Here is a 14,963-nt window from a genome sequence, read left to right as displayed (position 1 = left end):
CGGCCGTTCGATTCGGCGCGAGAGTGGAACGCGCGGGGGAAGGTCAGCTGCCGGTGGCCGCGAAGTGGCGCCGGGCGCGCTCGGGGGACTTCGCAGGTGCGGTGGTCATCAGGTCCGCGACGGTCTGCGCGGTGAGCTCACGCCGCCAGGCCAGCTCGGCCCGGCGCATCGCCACCGTCACGCCGCAGCTGCGGCGGAACTCCCCGGCGGGAGCAGCGGCCGACTCGCCGCGCTGCCGGATCTCGGTGCAGCGGAAGACGCTTTCCTGGCCCTCGACGGCGGTGACCACGTCCATGAGCGTGATCCGCTCGGGCGGGCGCGCCAGCCGGTAGCCGCCGCGGACCCCGGGGGTCGACCCGAGGATGCCCGCCCGGACCAGTGCCTGCAGGCACTTGCTCAGGTACGCCTGCGGCAGGTCGAACCAGGCCGCGAGTCTCGCCGCGGGAACAGGGGTCTCCTCCCCCACCCACGCCAGGGTCAGACAGCAGTGCAGTCCCCACTCGACTCCCTCACCCATGTTCATAACGAGGACATTACATGTCCTGAATCGAGGTCCGCACCCCGTCACCGAAAGTACGTCAGGTGAGTTCGGGTCAGGGCCGCTTGCGCCCGAGGTGGTTCGGTTCCGGTCCGTACTTGACAGACTCACCGGGCTCTCGTTGGCCGATGGAGGAGCTCGACCCCAACATTCCGGGGTCACACCTTCGCCTTCGAGGAGAGCAACCGTGCAGGAAAAACTCGCTGCGGCCGCACCCGCAGTCGCGCCCCGGCAGGTCTGGTAGCCGTGTATCGGCGAACCTTCGCGATCGGAACCGCCTGCGCCGCGCCGGCACTGGTGGGTTCCGCCGGTACGGCACGGGCGGCGGCCCGCCGCACCGGCACGGCTCGCGGCGCCCTGGCGCGCACCACCGCCGGCCTGGTGCAGGGCGAACGGATCGGGAACGTCTCGGTGTTCCGCGGGGTGCCCTACGCGCGGCCTCCGGTGGGAGATCTGCGCTTCGCCGCGCCGAGGCCGCCGCGGCCATGGAGCGGAGTACGTGAGGCGACCCGGTTCGCACCCACGGCCCTGCAGTCCACCGGCGGGTCGGGCAGCGAGGACTGCCTGTACGCGAACGTGTGGACCCCGGACACGGCCGGCCGCCGTCCGGTGCTCGTGTTCATCCACGGCGGCGGTTGGCGCACGGGCGCAGGCAGCCTGCCGACGTACGACGGGGCCCGGCTGTCCCGTCACGGCGGTCTCGTCGTCATCACCTTCAACTACCGGCTGGGAACGTTCGGATGGGGGCTGCACGAGGACCTGTCCGACCCGCTGACCGGCGACTGCGCCAACTGGGGACTCCAGGACCAGGCAGCGCTGCTGCACTGGGCGCAGCACAACGCGGCGGCCTTCGGCGGGGACCCGGCCAACATCACCCTGTGCGGCTCCTCCGCGGGCGGCAGCAGCGCTTGGCAGCTCTCCCTCCGGCCCGAACTGCGCGGGGTCGTGCGCCGGACGGTGCCCATCAGCGCGGCACACGCGTGGGCACCGGCCATCGGCCTGACCCCGGACGATGCCCGGCAGGCGTACGAGCGGATGGCGCACCGGCACGGCACGACGGTCCGCGGGCTGCGTGAGGTGCCGGCACTGGCGCTGCGCGACTCGTGGCAAGGGCTGTTCTCCGGGGCGCCCGGGGACCGGCCGCTGAGCAGCGGGCGCGAGTACCAGGGCCCGGTACTCGACGGGCGGTGGATGCGGGGCAACGACAGCGACCTGCCCACGCCCTCCGTGCCGATGATGGTGATCGGGACTCACACGGAAGGTTCGTTCTTCACCGGCCCGAATCCGCCGACGCCACCTCCGACGCCGGCGCCCACCGACGCAGCCACCTTGCACGACGCCGTCCGCGGAGTGCTGCTCAAGGGCACGGCCGAGATCTCCGACGCACAGGTGGACGCGTGCATCGCCGCGTACCGGGAGGCGGCCGCCGCCGACGGGCTGCCCGCCACCCCGCTCTCTCTGTGGACCGAGATATGGGGGGACGGCCTCTTCCGGTACCAGGGGATACGTCTTGCCGAGCGCCATGCCCGTGTCGGCGGTACGCCGGTGTACGTCATGGACTTCGCGCACCCGGTCCGCGCGCCGTGGTTCGGCACACCGCACGAGGCCACATCGAAGTTCCTCTTCGGGACGTACGCTCTCCCCGAGAACGTCGCTCAGCTGGGAGACGGTCCGCGCGAGGAGCGGGTGAGCCGCACGTTCATGGACCTGATCGCCTCCTTCTCCCACCACGGAGTGCCAAGCAGCCCCGCGGCCCCCCATTGGCCGGCGTTCACCCCGGGACGTGCGTCCACTCTCGTCCTCGGCGGCACCGACAGGCCGCGGATCGGGCCCCTCCCCAAGAGCCGTCAGCTTCGCTACTGGGATCACGCCGGCTGGGTGCCGTCCGTGCACCCGGTTCCCCGTACGAGCGGACCGGACCGCACATGACGTGATGACGCCGCGCGCGGGCCCGGGCACCGGGGCCGCCGGCTGCGTCCGCCAGAGGTTCCCCGGGTCCTGACCGCGGGCTGCCCGGCCATCTGTTCACCGATGAGCCGGGATGCGCCGCGGACCAGCCAGGACCGGGGCCGCCGGTCCGTCCACCACCCCGTCCCGACCTGACACACGACGTTCCTACGCCATCTACGTCTTGGGAGATCTCCGTGGACAACGCCCTGCTCGACCTGCGGGCGAGGACCGCACTCCACCAACCGCCGTGGGAGGGCGAGGCCCAGTTGCGCTCGGTCCACGGCGAGCTCGCCGAGCGTCCGGGCCTGGTCCGCGCCGAGGACCTCGACACCCTGACCGGCCTGCTGGCCCGCGTCGCCGCCGGGGAGGCGTACGTGGTCCAGGCCGGCGACTGCGCCGAGGACCCCGACGAGTGCAGCGCCTCCGACGTCGCCCGGAAAGCAGCCGTCCTCGACCTGCTCGCCGGCACCCTGAAGATGACCACCCATGCACCCGTGCTCCGCGTGGGCAGGATCGCCGGCCAGTTCGCCAAGCCCCGTTCCAGGCCGACCGAGAGGGTCGGCGCCGTCGAACTGCCCGTCTACCGCGGCCACATGGTCAACGCTCCCGAGCCCGACCCCGAGAGCCGCCGTCCCGATCCGCTGCGGATACTCACGGGGTACATGGCGGCCCGGGAAGTCATGGGCCATCTCGGCTGGTCCTCCCCGCAGGCGCGGCCGGGCATCGACCCCGTGATCTGGACCAGCCACGAGGCGCTGCTGCTCGACTACGAGGTCCCCATGCTGCGCAGGGACGCCGGAGGCCGTCTCTTCCTCGCCTCCACGCACTGGCCGTGGATCGGCGAACGCACCCGGCAGGTCGACGGCGCCCATGTGGCACTGCTCGCGGAGGTCGCCAACCCCGTGGCCTGCAAGGTCGGCCCCGGGATGTCCCCCGGTGAACTCCTCGCCCTGTGCGAGCGGCTGGACCCGCAGCGCCGCCCCGGACGGCTCACCCTCATCGCGCGCATGGGGGCGGACCGGGCCACCGACCGGCTGCCGCCCCTGGTGGCGGCCGTGCGTGAGGCAGGACACCCCGCGATCTGGCTCAGCGACCCGATGCACGGCAACACCGTCAGCACGCCGGAGGGCGTCAAGACCCGCTGCACGGAGACAGTCGAGCGGGAGATCCGGGCATTCCAGGAGTCAGTGGTTGCCGAAGGCGGCGTCGCTGGCGGAGTGCACCTGGAGACGACCCCGGACGACGTCCGTGAGTGCGTGTCGCACGAACAGTCCCCGGACCGGGGCGCCGGCACGTACACGACCTTCTGCGACCCACGGCTCAACCCCGGGCAGGCCGTTTCGGTGCTGACCGCCTGGCGCCGCTGACCGCCTGGCCCCACTGACCGGTGTGGGGCCGCGACCGGAAACCAGACCCAGACCCAGACAAGGAGTCACCTGGTGGAGAACAGGACAGCCGTCGTCACGGGAGCGGCAGGCGGCATCGGCCGAGCCGTGATCAGGTCACTTGCCGAACGCGGTGCGACCGTGGCCGCCGTCGACCGCGACGCGGAGGCCCTCGACGCCGCCGTGGCCGAGCTCAGGGCGGAGGGCAACGACGTCCATCCGTACGTCGTCGAGATCACCGACGCCGGTGCCGTACGCGAGCTGGTCGACACGGTCGAACAACGGCTCGGCCCCATCGAGTATCTGGTCAACGGCGCGGGTGTACTGCGCCTGGGAAACGTCCGTACGTTCAGCGCAGAGGACTGGGCGCTGACGTTCGCCGTCAACACCACCGCGGTCTTCCACGTGTCCCGTACCGTCATCGACCGGATGATGGAACGCCGCCGCGGCTCCGTCGTCACGGTGGCCTCCAACGCCGCGAGCACACCCCGCGCGGGAATGGCCGCGTACGCCGCGTCCAAGGCCGCCGCGACCCTCTTCACCAAGTCCCTGGGCCTGGAGGCCGCTCCGTACGGGATCCGCTGCAACCTCGTCGCTCCCGGTTCCACGGACACTCCGATGCTGCGCTCCATGTGGCACGACGAGACGGGCCCGAAGCACACCGTCGAGGGCCGGCCGGAGGAGTTCCGGCTCGGCATTCCGCTCGGCAAGGTCGCCCAACCCGAGGACATCGCCGCCGCCGTCACCTTCCTCCTCTCGGACGAGGCGTCCCACATCACCCTGCACGATCTGACCGTCGACGGCGGGGCGACGCTCGGCACCTGAGGGCTGTCGCCAGCTTTTGCCCCTGCTGCCTTCCTCGTTCCCCGCATGTGAGAGGACTTCATGGCCGGCCTGCCCCCCATCGCCAGCTACCCGCTGCCCACCGCCGAATCCCTGCCTTCCCCCGTGCCGCAGTGGTCCATCGACCCGAGCAGGGCGCTACTGCTCGTCCACGACATGCAGCGCTACTTCCTCGAACCGTTCGCGGCGCCGCTGCGCGAGGAACTGACCACCCGGACGGCGGCACTGCGCGCGTACTGCGCGTCCCAGAACATTCCGGTCGCCTACACCGCACAGCCCGGCGGCATGACCCGACAGGAGCGGGGTCTGCTGAAGGACTTCTGGGGGCCGGGCATGCGTACCGCCCCCGAGGACCGGGAGGTGATTGACGCGCTGGCGCCCGCTCCGGGCGACTGGCTGCTCACCAAGTGGCGCTACAGCGCGTTCTTCAACACCAATCTGTTGCAGCGGATGCGCTTCCACCGGCGCGACCAGCTCATCGTCTGCGGTGTGTACGCCCATGTCGGTGTGCTGATGAGCACCGTGGAGGCGTTCACCCACGACATCGAGCCCTTCCTGGTGGCCGACGCTGTCGCCGACTTCACCGAGGAGGACCACTGGCTGGCCCTCACCTACGCGGCGCGCCGCTGTGCCGTGGTCACCACGACCAAGGAGGTCACCGGATGACCGGCGACCTCCTCGGCCGGGCGCTCGCGCCGGACCCTGGTGCCTTCGCCCTGATACACCGTCCGGAGACCGTCGGCGCGGGCCTGGTCGATGTGTTCCTCGGCACCGTGACCCTGCCCCGGACCCTCGCGGAGATACCGGTCCCGCACGCGGCTGCCCCGACCGGAGAGCCGTACCAGGAAGTCCTCGTTCTCGTGCCCTACCGGCAGATCTCCGAACGGGGTTTCGCCTGTACCGACGACGGCTCCCCGCTGATCTCCCTCACCGTCACCGATCAGCAGAGCGTGCCGCTCACCGAGGTGCTGCGGCGCGTGCCCGACCTGCCCCTGGGGTTGCGCGACGGACACTTCGACGTGGACGACGACGCCTACGCGGACATCGTGCGCCGGGTGATCACCGACGAGATCGGTACCGGCAAGGGCGCCAACTTCGTCATCAAACGCTCTTTCACCGCCGAGATCACCGACTACGGGCTCGACCGGGCCCTGACACTCTTCCGCCGTCTGCTGGAGCGGGAGCAGGGCGCGTACTGGACGTTCCTGGTGCACGCCGGCGAACGCACCTTCGTCGGTGCCACCCCCGAACGGCACGTCAGCCTCGCCGACGGTGTCGCCGTGATGAACCCCATCAGCGGCACCTACCGCTATCCCCCCACCGGCCCCACGCTCGCCGGAGTCATGGACTTCCTCGCCGACCGCAAGGAGGCCGACGAGCTCTACATGGTGGTCGACGAAGAGCTCAAGATGATGGCGCGGATCTGCGAAGGAGGCGGCCGGGTCACCGGACCGTTCCTCAAGGAGATGGCCCGGCTCGCCCACACCGAGTACCTCATCGAGGGACGCACCGACCGTGACCCCCGGGACATCCTGCGCGAGACCATGTTCGCACCGACCATCACCGGCAGCCCTCTGGAGAGCGCCTGCCGCGTCATCGTCGGCTACGAGCCGCACGGGCGCGGTTACTACAGCGGCGTCGCCGCGCTGATCGGCCGGGACGCACGAGGCCGACGCACCCTCGACTCGTCGATCCTCATCCGCACGGCGGAGATCGGGAACACGGGGAAGGTCAGGATCGGCGTCGGGGCCACCCTCGTACGCCACTCCGACCCGAGCTCCGAAGTCGCCGAGACACGGGCCAAGGCCGCGGGGCTGGTGGCCGCGCTGCAGGACGATACTCCGGCTCGGCTCGGCGAGCATCCGCAGGTACGTGCCGCGCTCGCCGAACGCAACGGCTCGATCGCCGACTTCTGGCTCGCCGACCTCGCCGAGCGCGGTCTGTCCATCCCCGGACTGGCCGGGCGGCGGGTTCTTGTGGTGGACGCGGAGGACACCTTCACCTCGATGATCGAGCAGCAACTGAAGTCCATGCAGCTGGAGGTGACGGTCCGTCGTTTCGACCAGCCCTACACCTTCGACCACCACGACCTCGTCGTGATGGGGCCCGGCCCCGGGGATCCGCGCGAGACCGGCGATCCCAAGATCGAGCATCTGGGCAGGGCGGTCCGGACTCTGCTGCGGGAGCGTCGCGCCTTCCTCGCCGTCTGCCTGAGCCACCAGGTGCTCAGCATGGACCTGGGCCTCGATCTGCGCCGCAGGGACGTTCCCAACCAGGGTGTACAGCGGAAGATCGACCTCTTCGGGTCGAGCGAGCGGGTCGGCTTCTACAACACCTTCGCCGCACACAGTGCCGCCGACACGTTCCAGGCGCCGGACGGCACCGTCGTCGAAGTCAGCCGGGACAAGGACACCGGAGAGGTGCACGCGCTCCGTGCCCCGCACTTCACCTCGATGCAGTTCCACGCGGAATCCATACTCACCCAGGACGGTCCGCGCATCGTGGCCGAACGCCTGACGGAGCTCGCCCGGGGGATGCTCGCCGCATGAGCGGTGCGACCCGCCGGCGGACCAGCACAGTCGCGGCGTCTTCCCGGACGGACCGGCTGGTGCCGGCCAGACACCGGGCGCGACGTCCGGGGTGGCGTTCGCCGTGGACGCGCGACGGTGAGGTCCGGTTCCGTTCCAGGAGGCGCCGACCGGTGACGGCCCTGGCGGGGCGGTTGTTCTCCGGTTGCGGTGAGGCTCCGGCCGACCTGGCACCGGCGCCTGAACACCGCAGTGGGCAAGGAGCAGCACCTCGACGCCCGAACACTCGGATTCTCCTGTGAACTGGGGGCACAGCAATGGGTTCTCGTGCGACGTGAAGGTGTACACCCCCGTGTCGTGCAGACCCCGGTCCCGAAGCGTCCGGCATCGACGACCCCGGCTTCGCCGACGAACTGTCGCGTCTGACCGGCTACCACGATGTGCCGACCGTATCCGCCTCGCGCTCCGAGTCGGCAAGCCGACCTCGGTGAGCACGCGACAGGAACGGATCCTGCCCGCGGACGCGATCCGTGCTCTGCCCATGGCCGTCAACGCCGGTGAGAGCCTCTCCTTCGACGGCCCGCATCGACAGCGCGTCCTCCGCGACGTGACGGTCTTCCCGGACCCCGAAGAGCCGCTGAGGATCTGGCTGGGGACCGGCGGCAGCCCGGAGTCCGTCCACCGCGCGGTCGAGTTCGGGCTGCCCCTGTTCCTCGGCCTCCTCGGCGGCACCCCCGAGCACGTGCCCAGTACGGCCGCGCCTACCGCGCCGCCTGGGCACAGGCCGGCCACCCCGCCGAACAGGCCGATATCGCCTTCGCCGTCCATGAATTCGTGGCCGACACCGGCGACAAGGCGCGCACCGCCTTCCTGGAGCACGAGCACCGCATGATGGCCGAGGCCATGGCCGGACTTGGCCGCCCCATGCCTCCGCGTGCCGACCGTACCGCCGCCTGCGGAGCCGGCGGCATGGTCTTCGCCGGCAGCCCCGGCGAGATCGCCGGCCGCGTCCTTCACCTCCACGGTCTGCTCGGCCACACCCGCCAGATCCTCCAGATGGATGTCGGCGGCGTGCCCCCACGCGACTTCCCGCGCGGCATCGAGCTCCTCGGCACCAAGGCGCTCCCCCGAATCCGCACGGAACTGGCAACACGCTGACCGGCGCAGACGCCGCGCCGCACCACGCCCGCAGGATCTAGCGGCCCGGACCGCCTGGTGCCGGCCCCGCGTCAGTACACCGTGTCCTGCTGGTCCGGTACGACGCTGCCGTCGCCACGCCGTACGGGGCCGACGGTGCCGTCGGGTTCGGTGTAGGCGGCGGTCGCACAGGGATAAGCGGTGGTCCTGCGGGGCAGCGGCTCGATGAACATGGGGTTCACGACCCAGCGGCCGTCGGCGTTGTCGTAGGCGCGGCACATCACCTCGCTCTTGTTGCGGTTGAGCACCAGGTGCGCGCCCGTGGCATCGCCGACGAACGTCACGTCGGTGTCGGCGTCACCGCCGCCGAGCGCGATCCGCCGGTGGGGAGCCTGCCGGTTCCAGGCAGCCCGGCCCTCGATCCCGTAGATCTCCTGGTTGATCCAGCAACGCTTGCCGTCGATGTACGGGATGACTTCGCCCTCGGTGACGCCCACGCCGCCACAGCCCTCATTGCGGGTCGTGATGCGGCCCCCGGCGTCGAGCACGGACCGGATGGCAACGGTGTGCGCACGGTCGATTCCGATGCCGCGCGACCAGACCTCGGTGACGGGCTCGGAACCCGCAGAGACGATCCAGACGTCGAATCCGGCCTTCTGGAGCGTCCGGACGAGGTCGCGTTGCTGGTCGTAGTACCGGACGTAGGCGGGAAGGACGTGGGTGCCGACGGTGCGGGTCGCACCGACGGGCGCGGCGAGGGCCTCCGTGCGCGCGGCCTCGGTGTACGCGCGCAGTTCGGGGACGGTGTGTCCGGCGAACAGCTGTGGCACCCACGCGTACTGCGGCACAGTGCGCCGGTGGTTCCACTTTCCCGCGAAGGCGGCCTCGCCGCTCATCGTGCTGCCGTTCTCACGGATCTGGAGGATCTCGTCGGCACAGCGGGCGTTGGTGGAGGTGGGCAGGGGCGTTCCCACCTCCACCTCGGTTCCGCAGGCATCGGTGAGGGCCTTGTTCGCGGTGCCGGTCAGCCATGTGCTGGTGTCCTTCCAGCTGGCGGGCCGAAGGATCTTGTCGTGCCGCAGGGACCAGCTGATGGTGGCATCGGTGACGTCGTTCTTGGTGATGGTGTTGTCCCAGTCGAACGCCGCGACCGGGCGCGGCCCACCTCTGCCGTGGCAGGTGCCGCGCTCGTCGATCACGTGCTGCAGCTGGGCTCGGTTGCCGCCGTACCAGGGAAGTTCGTCGGAGAGCTGAGGGCAGCGGGTCGTCGGCGTCACGGACACGCGACCGGCCGGGGCGGCTGCCACGGGGCCGGCTGCGGCCGCGACCGCGAATGCGGCCGTCACGACTGAGGTCCACGCGAGAACACGTCGGGTACGCATGCGAGTGGACCGTACATCAATGTTTCGGCGATGTAGAGGGGGCACACGCCCCTCTGCGGTGGTCAATTGACGGGTACTCACGTCTCGTCGGCGAGGTCTGCGTCGTAGCGTTCAGCGTTTCGCCACCCCGGGGTCGGGGTGGCAGGGGCGCAGCAGCATCCGGCCCGGCGACCGGAAACTGGGCAGGCGGCGGGGCCCGAAGACTCCCGGCCGTGCGCGCACCGGAACGGCGTGCCGGAGCCCGGCGAGCCGGTCCACCGGCAGTTCCACCCTCTGCTCGGTATCCTCCGGCAGCAGCCGCCCCGCCCGGGTCAGGGTCACGATCCCGCGCAGCGACGCCCAGAACACCTCGGTGAACAGCCCCGGGTGGACGCCGTCTCCGGCGACCTCGCCGAGGCCCTCCAGCAGCGCGGCGAAGGCGTCCTTGAGCGGTTCCGGGGTGTCCTCCTGCGCGTACGCCAGACCGCCGTCGAGCTGAAACGGGGCGTCGTAGACCGCCGGGTCGCGCTCGGCGAAGTCGAGGTAGCCGCGAGCCAGGGCGGCGGCCCGGGTCCGCGTACCCTCCGCACGGGCGGTCGCGGCCCGTACCGCGACGGCCGGCTCGGCGGCGCCTTCGAGGGCGACGGCACCGATGATCTCGCCCTTGCGCCGGAAGTGGCCGTAGAGGACGGGCCGGTTGTACTCGATGCGCTCCGCCAGCCGGCGCGTGGCGACCGCGTCCCAGCCCTGCTCCTCGGCCAGTTCACGGGCCGTCGCCGCGATGAAGCGCTCTCGGACCGCCCGTTCGCACGCCTTGCGGTCCTGTACCGACATGATTCGATCCTAGCGTCGCTAGACAATGGAGCAGCGGTAGTTCTAGCATCAACTCAAGACCTAGCGACGCTAGATCACCGGAGGAGGCATCATGCTCAACGCAATCGAGGTCGTCACCACCGCGGTCGTCGGCGCGGGTGGGGACGGAATTCTCCGTCGCCTTCGTCATGAACCAGATCCTCATCGCACGTCCCGGCGACGTCGGCCGGCTCGGCCACGCCCTCGAAGGCCGGATGCCCGGCGCCGTAATGCCGGGTGTGACACCTCGGCTCGCTCGCCCTCGGCTCGCTCGTCCGCGTCGCGGTATGCGTCTTCGCCGGACGGCGCCACCGCGACACCAGCCCCCTCGTCACCGCCGGTGCGCTGTTGATCCTCAGCGTGGTCATGTCGCTTCTGCTCTTCGCTCCGATCAACAACCGGAACAAGACATGGAGCCCCGACCACAGGCCCGCCGACTGGAAGGAGCGGCCGAACCGCTGGGAGCGGCTCCACTACGTCCACGTCGCCGCTTCGCCCCGCCCCGCCCGAGCCCGCGCGCTCACTCGTCCGGTTGCCGGACGCAGCCGCCCGACCGTGCGCCCGAAGTGCCGCACCGCCCCATCCGTCCACATCCAGGACCCGGACACCAGCACCCCCGAACTCCGCCGGCACCCCCGGGCAACGGGCGCCGGCGACACCTACTGACTGATAGCGAGAGGAAATACCGGACATGGCCAAGCTGCAGAGTCTCGACCCGCACACCCCGATGTTCGCGCAGTTCAAGGAGAAGACCGGGCCCGTCGTCCTGGCCAACACCTTCGTCGTCCCGGAGGAGGGGACCGAATCGTTCCTGGCCCTCTTCCGGAGGCAGGCGGAGTTCATGAGAGCCCAGCCGGGGTTCGTCTCCCTGCAGATGCACAAGGGAACGGCGGGCAGCCAACTCCTGATGAACATCGCGGTCTGGGAGTCGACCGAGGCACTCGCCACGGCGTTCAGCACGCCGGAGTTCCAGCGCATGGTGGCCGAGTCCTCCGACGACATCGCGTCCTACCCGCACATCTTCGAGCAGATCGACGTATGACACGGCAGTTGTAGCCGGGGGAGGGCAGCCGGTCCGGCCCCGCTCTCCCCCGGACCTGGCCGGACAAGGCGCCCCCCTCCCCCGGGCCGCCGTCACGCAGCCATGCACCATGCCGGGCGGCCACGGCCGCCACGCACCCCCACTACGCGCAGCCCCGCCCCTGAATACCCGCCCCTGAAGAGGAGTCACATGACCGTGGAACTGAATCACACCATCGTCCCCGCCCGTGATCCGCAGGCCTCGGCGCAGTTCCTCGCCGACACCCTCGGCCTGAGCGTCGATCCGCCGCTGGCGCATTTCACGCCGGTCACGCTGGCCAACCAGGTCAGCCTGGACTACGACCAGGCGGACGACTTCGAGCCGCACCACTACGCGTTCATGGTCAGCGAGCAGGAGTTCGACACCGCCCTCGCCCGCATCCAGCACGGCGGAATCACCCACTACGGCGATCCCGCATGCCGGGAGACCGGGCAGACCTATCACAGCAAGCGCCCCGAAGGCCGTAGAGGCACTTACTTCCGCGACCCCGACGGACATCTCATGGAGATCCTCACCCCGGGCTGCACCGGACCGTGAGGCCGATGGCGGCCCGGCGGATCACGGTCTCGCCGGTGACGGGATCGCGTTCGCCGTCGAGAGGGTGCACCGTCGTCCCGGTCCGTGCGGCTGACGACTGGGCGGCGGACCCGGATCTCGGTACCGTCGATGACACCGGTCGTCCCGGCCCGGCCGAGATGCCCCACGACCTCGGCGGGGGTTCTCGGCCCAAGTTCGTCTCCGGCCAAGAACAGACAGAACGCCGTGAAGGCCATGGCCCTCGCCGACGGGGACGGGCGACTGCTGTCTGCAGCCCGCCCGGACCCGGAAGTTGCGCGGACATCACCCACGCCCGCGAGTCGGGGCTGGTCAAGCTCGGTTTGCGGGTCGCACCCCCGCTGGGCCCGGCCGACCGACTGGCCAACTGGCCGACAGGCCGACAGGCCGACAGGCCGACGATGGAGCGGTACGCACCGAACCGGCCGGCTGCCGTCACTGACGTGGCGCCATCCCGGCGAAGAGAACGTCGAGAACTCGGTCGACGTAGGTGTGGGTCAGCGGCTCCTGCGTGATCAGCAGGCGGAAGTACAGCGGCCCGGAGAGCATCGCCATCGCCAGGTCCAGGTCGAAGCCGGGCGACAACTGGCCCTTGTCCTGCGCCGTCTTCAGGCGCGCCATGGTCTTGGCCGCCTGTGGAGCGATAAAGCGCTCGTTGAGCGCCGTCGCCACGCCGGGGTCATGCTGCGCCTCTCCCACCATCGCCTGGAAGAGGGGGCGGAGCGGCGCCGCGGCCAGCAGGTCCACGGCGTCGTAGATCTGCCGGCGCAGGTCCACGGTGATGTCCCCCGTGTCCGGGTAGTCCAGGGCCGACTCGCTGAGTGACAGCAGCGAGTCGAGCAACAGGGCTCCTTTGGAGGGCCATCTGCGGTAGATCGTGTGCTTGCCGACGCCCGCCCCGGCGGCGATCGCCTCGATGCTGAGCTTGGCGTAGCCGAGCTCCTGCCCCAGATCCAGCGTGGTTCGCATGATGGCTCGGGTCAGGTCGGGGCCGCTTCGCCGGACGTTGGTCATGCCGTCACTGTAACCGAACGGCACGGCACGTGCCGTTCTTGACAGCTTTCCGGGATCCCTGCACGCTGATGCCACCAGAGCGGCACGGCACGTGCCGTGTCTTAGCGAGGTGGGCACATGGACGCTGATGTGATCGTTGTCGGAGCGGGACCGACGGGGCTGATGCTGGCCAACGAACTACGCACGGCCGGCGTGCGCGCCCTGGTTCTGGAACGGCAGCAGCGCCTCCGCGAGACACCGCGGGCGAACGGTCTGGGCGGGCAGATCCTGCAACTGCTGCACTTCCACGGCATGCTGACGGACCTTCATGCGGTCTGCACCGACCCTCACCCTGCACCTCGGTTCCCGTTCGGCGGTGTGCACCTGGACTTCGGCGGGCGGCGGATGCGCCGATGCTCGCGGTCCAGGTTCCACAGCCGCGTCTGGAACGCCTGCTGGAAGAACGAGCCGTGGGGACGGGAGCCCGGGTCCGCCGCGGGCACGAGGTGACCGGGTTCAGCCAGAGCCGGGACGGCGTGTCCGTGGACGTAGGGTGCGCGGACGGGCCCTACCGGGTACACGCCCGGTACCTGGTCGGCTGCGACGGCTCGCACAGCGGGGTGCGTGACACCGCGGGCATCCCGTTCCCCGCGACCACCTGCCCGGAGATCAACCGGCTGGGCCAGGTCACCCTCGGCGAAGGAGCGGGGCGGTACGACAACGGCGACCTCGACGTACCCGGACTGGGCAGACTGCGCGCCGGGTTCACGCGTACCGAGCACGGGGTGTTCGGGTTCGGGTGGCTCACCTCCGAGGTGCTGCTGATCTCCACCACCGAGGACGGCGCGGACCGGGACTGCGCGGACGAGGACGGTGCGCCGGCGACCTTGGACGATCTCCGGGGCAGCATTCGCCGGGTGCTCGGCGCGGAGCTGCCCCTGGGGAAGCCGCTCCGTCTGTCGCGCTACCGGTTCCGGGCCGGGCAGGCCGAGCGCTATCGGGCCGGACGCGTGCTGCTGGCGGGCGACGCCGCCCATGTGTTTCCCGCCACCGGGGTCGCGCTCAACGCCGGCATGCTCGACGCGGTCAACCTGGCGTGGAAGCTGGCCGCCGAGGTGCACGGCTGGGCGCCGCCCGGCCTGCTGGACACCTACCACGGCGAACGTCACGCGGCCGGGGCGCGGACGCTGCTCCACACCCGCGCCCAGGAGGCGCTGCGGCGCGGACACGACCCCGCCGCACAAGCACTCCGTGAGGTCTTCCAGGAACTTCTCGGTGACGAGGCGGCGCTGCGACGCGTCGGAGCCATGGTCGCCGGCACCGACGTCCACCACCCCGTGCCCGGCGACGACGGGCATGCTCTGACCGGTACGTTCGCACCCGACCTCATCCTCGACACCGGCCGGGGCACCACCAGCGTCGCAGAACTCATGCACCCCGCGCGCCCGGTGTTCCTCGACCTCGCCGACCGCCCCGAACTCCGACAGGCAGCCGAGCAGTGGGCGCACCGCGTCGACGTTCGTACCGCAGGCACCGACAACCGGCCGGCCGACGCCATCCTGATCCGCCCGGATGCCCGGATCGCCTGGGCCGCGCCCGTCGGCGAACCCTCCGACGCACTCCTGCCCTCGTTGCGACGGGCGCTCACCGCCTGGTTCGGTGACCCCCGAACGCACCTCGGCCCGTCCCACCGGCCGGCCGCGGACCCCGCAGCACGTACCGGCGCACGATAAGGACCTC

The 14,963-nt window shown here is 70.8% G+C and carries 13 protein-coding genes and 3 pseudogenes; 12 read left to right on the top strand and 4 right to left on the bottom strand.

The window, feature by feature from the left end; translation table 11 throughout:
• Window positions 1-43: 43 nt before the first annotated feature.
• The gene (locus ACIQMX_RS18625) at window positions 44-523 is read right to left on the bottom strand and encodes an Rrf2 family transcriptional regulator (protein WP_363076379.1); all 480 of its coding nucleotides are present in this window, start codon (window positions 521-523) and stop codon (window positions 44-46) included.
• A 261-nt stretch (window positions 524-784) separates the two neighbouring features.
• Here ACIQMX_RS18625 and ACIQMX_RS18620 point away from each other — a divergent pair, with 261 nt between their 5' ends.
• The 7 genes and pseudogenes from ACIQMX_RS18620 to ACIQMX_RS18590 all read left to right on the top strand — a co-directional run bounded on the left by ACIQMX_RS18620 (window position 785) and on the right by ACIQMX_RS18590 (window position 8,402).
• Window positions 785-2,467: a carboxylesterase/lipase family protein gene (locus tag ACIQMX_RS18620; RefSeq protein WP_402479303.1), complete on the top strand. Its 1,683-nt coding sequence runs from the start codon at window positions 785-787 to the stop codon at window positions 2,465-2,467.
• Between the two features lie 215 nt (window positions 2,468-2,682).
• On the top strand, window positions 2,683-3,855 hold the full coding sequence (locus ACIQMX_RS18615; protein WP_363076383.1) for a 3-deoxy-7-phosphoheptulonate synthase: 1,173 nt from the start codon (window positions 2,683-2,685) through the stop codon (window positions 3,853-3,855).
• 72 nt (window positions 3,856-3,927) lie between these two features.
• A complete protein-coding gene (locus ACIQMX_RS18610) occupies window positions 3,928-4,698 on the top strand; it encodes a 2,3-dihydro-2,3-dihydroxybenzoate dehydrogenase (RefSeq protein WP_363076385.1) in 771 nt (256 codons plus the stop codon).
• A 60-nt stretch (window positions 4,699-4,758) separates the two neighbouring features.
• Window positions 4,759-5,382, top strand: coding sequence for an isochorismatase family protein (locus tag ACIQMX_RS18605; RefSeq protein WP_363076387.1), 624 nt, complete (start codon window positions 4,759-4,761; stop codon window positions 5,380-5,382).
• Window positions 5,379-7,265 carry an anthranilate synthase family protein gene (locus tag ACIQMX_RS18600; protein WP_402479298.1) on the top strand — a complete coding sequence of 629 codons (1,887 nt, stop codon included), beginning with the start codon at window positions 5,379-5,381 and terminating at the stop codon, window positions 7,263-7,265. Before ACIQMX_RS18605 ends, ACIQMX_RS18600 begins: the two co-directional genes overlap by 4 nt.
• Before the next feature lie 359 nt (window positions 7,266-7,624).
• A pseudogene (locus ACIQMX_RS18595) lies at window positions 7,625-7,785 on the top strand (TraM recognition domain-containing protein); the annotation flags it as partial.
• A 293-nt stretch (window positions 7,786-8,078) separates the two neighbouring features.
• Entirely contained in the window at window positions 8,079-8,402 is a 324-nt protein-coding gene (locus ACIQMX_RS18590) for a hypothetical protein (RefSeq protein WP_363076391.1), read from the top strand.
• A gap of 71 nt (window positions 8,403-8,473) precedes the next feature.
• On the opposite strand, the gene ACIQMX_RS18585 is transcribed toward ACIQMX_RS18590, so the two are convergent.
• Together ACIQMX_RS18585 and ACIQMX_RS18580 are read right to left on the bottom strand one after the other, a co-directional pair.
• Window positions 8,474-9,763: a haloacid dehalogenase-like hydrolase gene (locus ACIQMX_RS18585; protein WP_402479295.1), complete on the bottom strand. Its 1,290-nt coding sequence runs from the start codon at window positions 9,761-9,763 to the stop codon at window positions 8,474-8,476.
• Between the two features lie 243 nt (window positions 9,764-10,006).
• Window positions 10,007-10,576: pseudogene (locus ACIQMX_RS18580) on the bottom strand (TetR/AcrR family transcriptional regulator); the annotation flags it as partial.
• Between the two features lie 91 nt (window positions 10,577-10,667).
• On the opposite strand from ACIQMX_RS18580, the pseudogene ACIQMX_RS18575 reads away from it, so the two are divergent.
• The 3 genes and pseudogenes from ACIQMX_RS18575 to ACIQMX_RS18565 form a co-directional block, all read left to right on the top strand.
• Window positions 10,668-11,083, top strand: a pseudogene (locus tag ACIQMX_RS18575) (anthrone oxygenase family protein); the annotation flags it as partial.
• A 202-nt stretch (window positions 11,084-11,285) separates the two neighbouring features.
• The gene (locus ACIQMX_RS18570; protein ID WP_363076395.1) at window positions 11,286-11,636 is read left to right on the top strand and encodes an antibiotic biosynthesis monooxygenase family protein; all 351 of its coding nucleotides are present in this window, start codon (window positions 11,286-11,288) and stop codon (window positions 11,634-11,636) included.
• 189 nt (window positions 11,637-11,825) lie between these two features.
• Entirely contained in the window at window positions 11,826-12,212 is a 387-nt protein-coding gene (locus tag ACIQMX_RS18565) for a VOC family protein (protein ID WP_402479291.1), read from the top strand.
• 453 nt (window positions 12,213-12,665) lie between these two features.
• On the opposite strand, the gene ACIQMX_RS18560 is transcribed toward ACIQMX_RS18565, so the two are convergent.
• Entirely contained in the window at window positions 12,666-13,244 is a 579-nt protein-coding gene (locus tag ACIQMX_RS18560) for a TetR/AcrR family transcriptional regulator (protein ID WP_363076399.1), read from the bottom strand.
• Between the two features lie 117 nt (window positions 13,245-13,361).
• Between ACIQMX_RS18560 and ACIQMX_RS18555 the strand changes: the two genes are divergently transcribed.
• Window positions 13,362-13,733, top strand: coding sequence for an FAD-dependent oxidoreductase (locus tag ACIQMX_RS18555; RefSeq protein WP_402479289.1), 372 nt, complete (start codon window positions 13,362-13,364; stop codon window positions 13,731-13,733).
• Window positions 13,637-14,956: an FAD-dependent monooxygenase gene (locus ACIQMX_RS18550; RefSeq protein ID WP_402479286.1), complete on the top strand. Its 1,320-nt coding sequence runs from the start codon at window positions 13,637-13,639 to the stop codon at window positions 14,954-14,956. The genes ACIQMX_RS18555 and ACIQMX_RS18550 overlap by 97 nt, the downstream gene beginning before the upstream one ends.
• The last annotated feature ends 7 nt before the right edge of the window (window positions 14,957-14,963 follow it).

Origin of the sequence: Streptomyces sp. NPDC091416 (genome assembly GCF_044756845.1) — a bacterium.
GTDB lineage: Bacteria > Actinomycetota > Actinomycetes > Streptomycetales > Streptomycetaceae > Streptomyces.
This window is presented reverse-complemented; position numbering and strand designations above follow the sequence as displayed.

What these genes read in the sequence shown, in the direction of transcription:
- ACIQMX_RS18585 (WP_402479295.1), bottom strand. Translation starts at nt 9,763, where the DNA reads ATGCGTACCCGACGTGTTCTCGCGTGGACCTCAGTCGTGACGGCCGCA.
- ACIQMX_RS18600 (WP_402479298.1), top strand. Translation starts at nt 5,379, where the DNA reads ATGACCGGCGACCTCCTCGGCCGGGCGCTCGCGCCGGACCCTGGTGCC.
- ACIQMX_RS18570 (WP_363076395.1), top strand. Translation starts at nt 11,286, where the DNA reads ATGGCCAAGCTGCAGAGTCTCGACCCGCACACCCCGATGTTCGCGCAG.
- ACIQMX_RS18625 (WP_363076379.1), bottom strand. Translation starts at nt 523, where the DNA reads ATGAACATGGGTGAGGGAGTCGAGTGGGGACTGCACTGCTGTCTGACC.
- ACIQMX_RS18555 (WP_402479289.1), top strand. Translation starts at nt 13,362, where the DNA reads ATGGACGCTGATGTGATCGTTGTCGGAGCGGGACCGACGGGGCTGATG.
- ACIQMX_RS18550 (WP_402479286.1), top strand. Translation starts at nt 13,637, where the DNA reads ATGCTCGCGGTCCAGGTTCCACAGCCGCGTCTGGAACGCCTGCTGGAA.
- ACIQMX_RS18560 (WP_363076399.1), bottom strand. Translation starts at nt 13,244, where the DNA reads ATGACCAACGTCCGGCGAAGCGGCCCCGACCTGACCCGAGCCATCATG.
- ACIQMX_RS18605 (WP_363076387.1), top strand. Translation starts at nt 4,759, where the DNA reads ATGGCCGGCCTGCCCCCCATCGCCAGCTACCCGCTGCCCACCGCCGAA.
- ACIQMX_RS18565 (WP_402479291.1), top strand. Translation starts at nt 11,826, where the DNA reads ATGACCGTGGAACTGAATCACACCATCGTCCCCGCCCGTGATCCGCAG.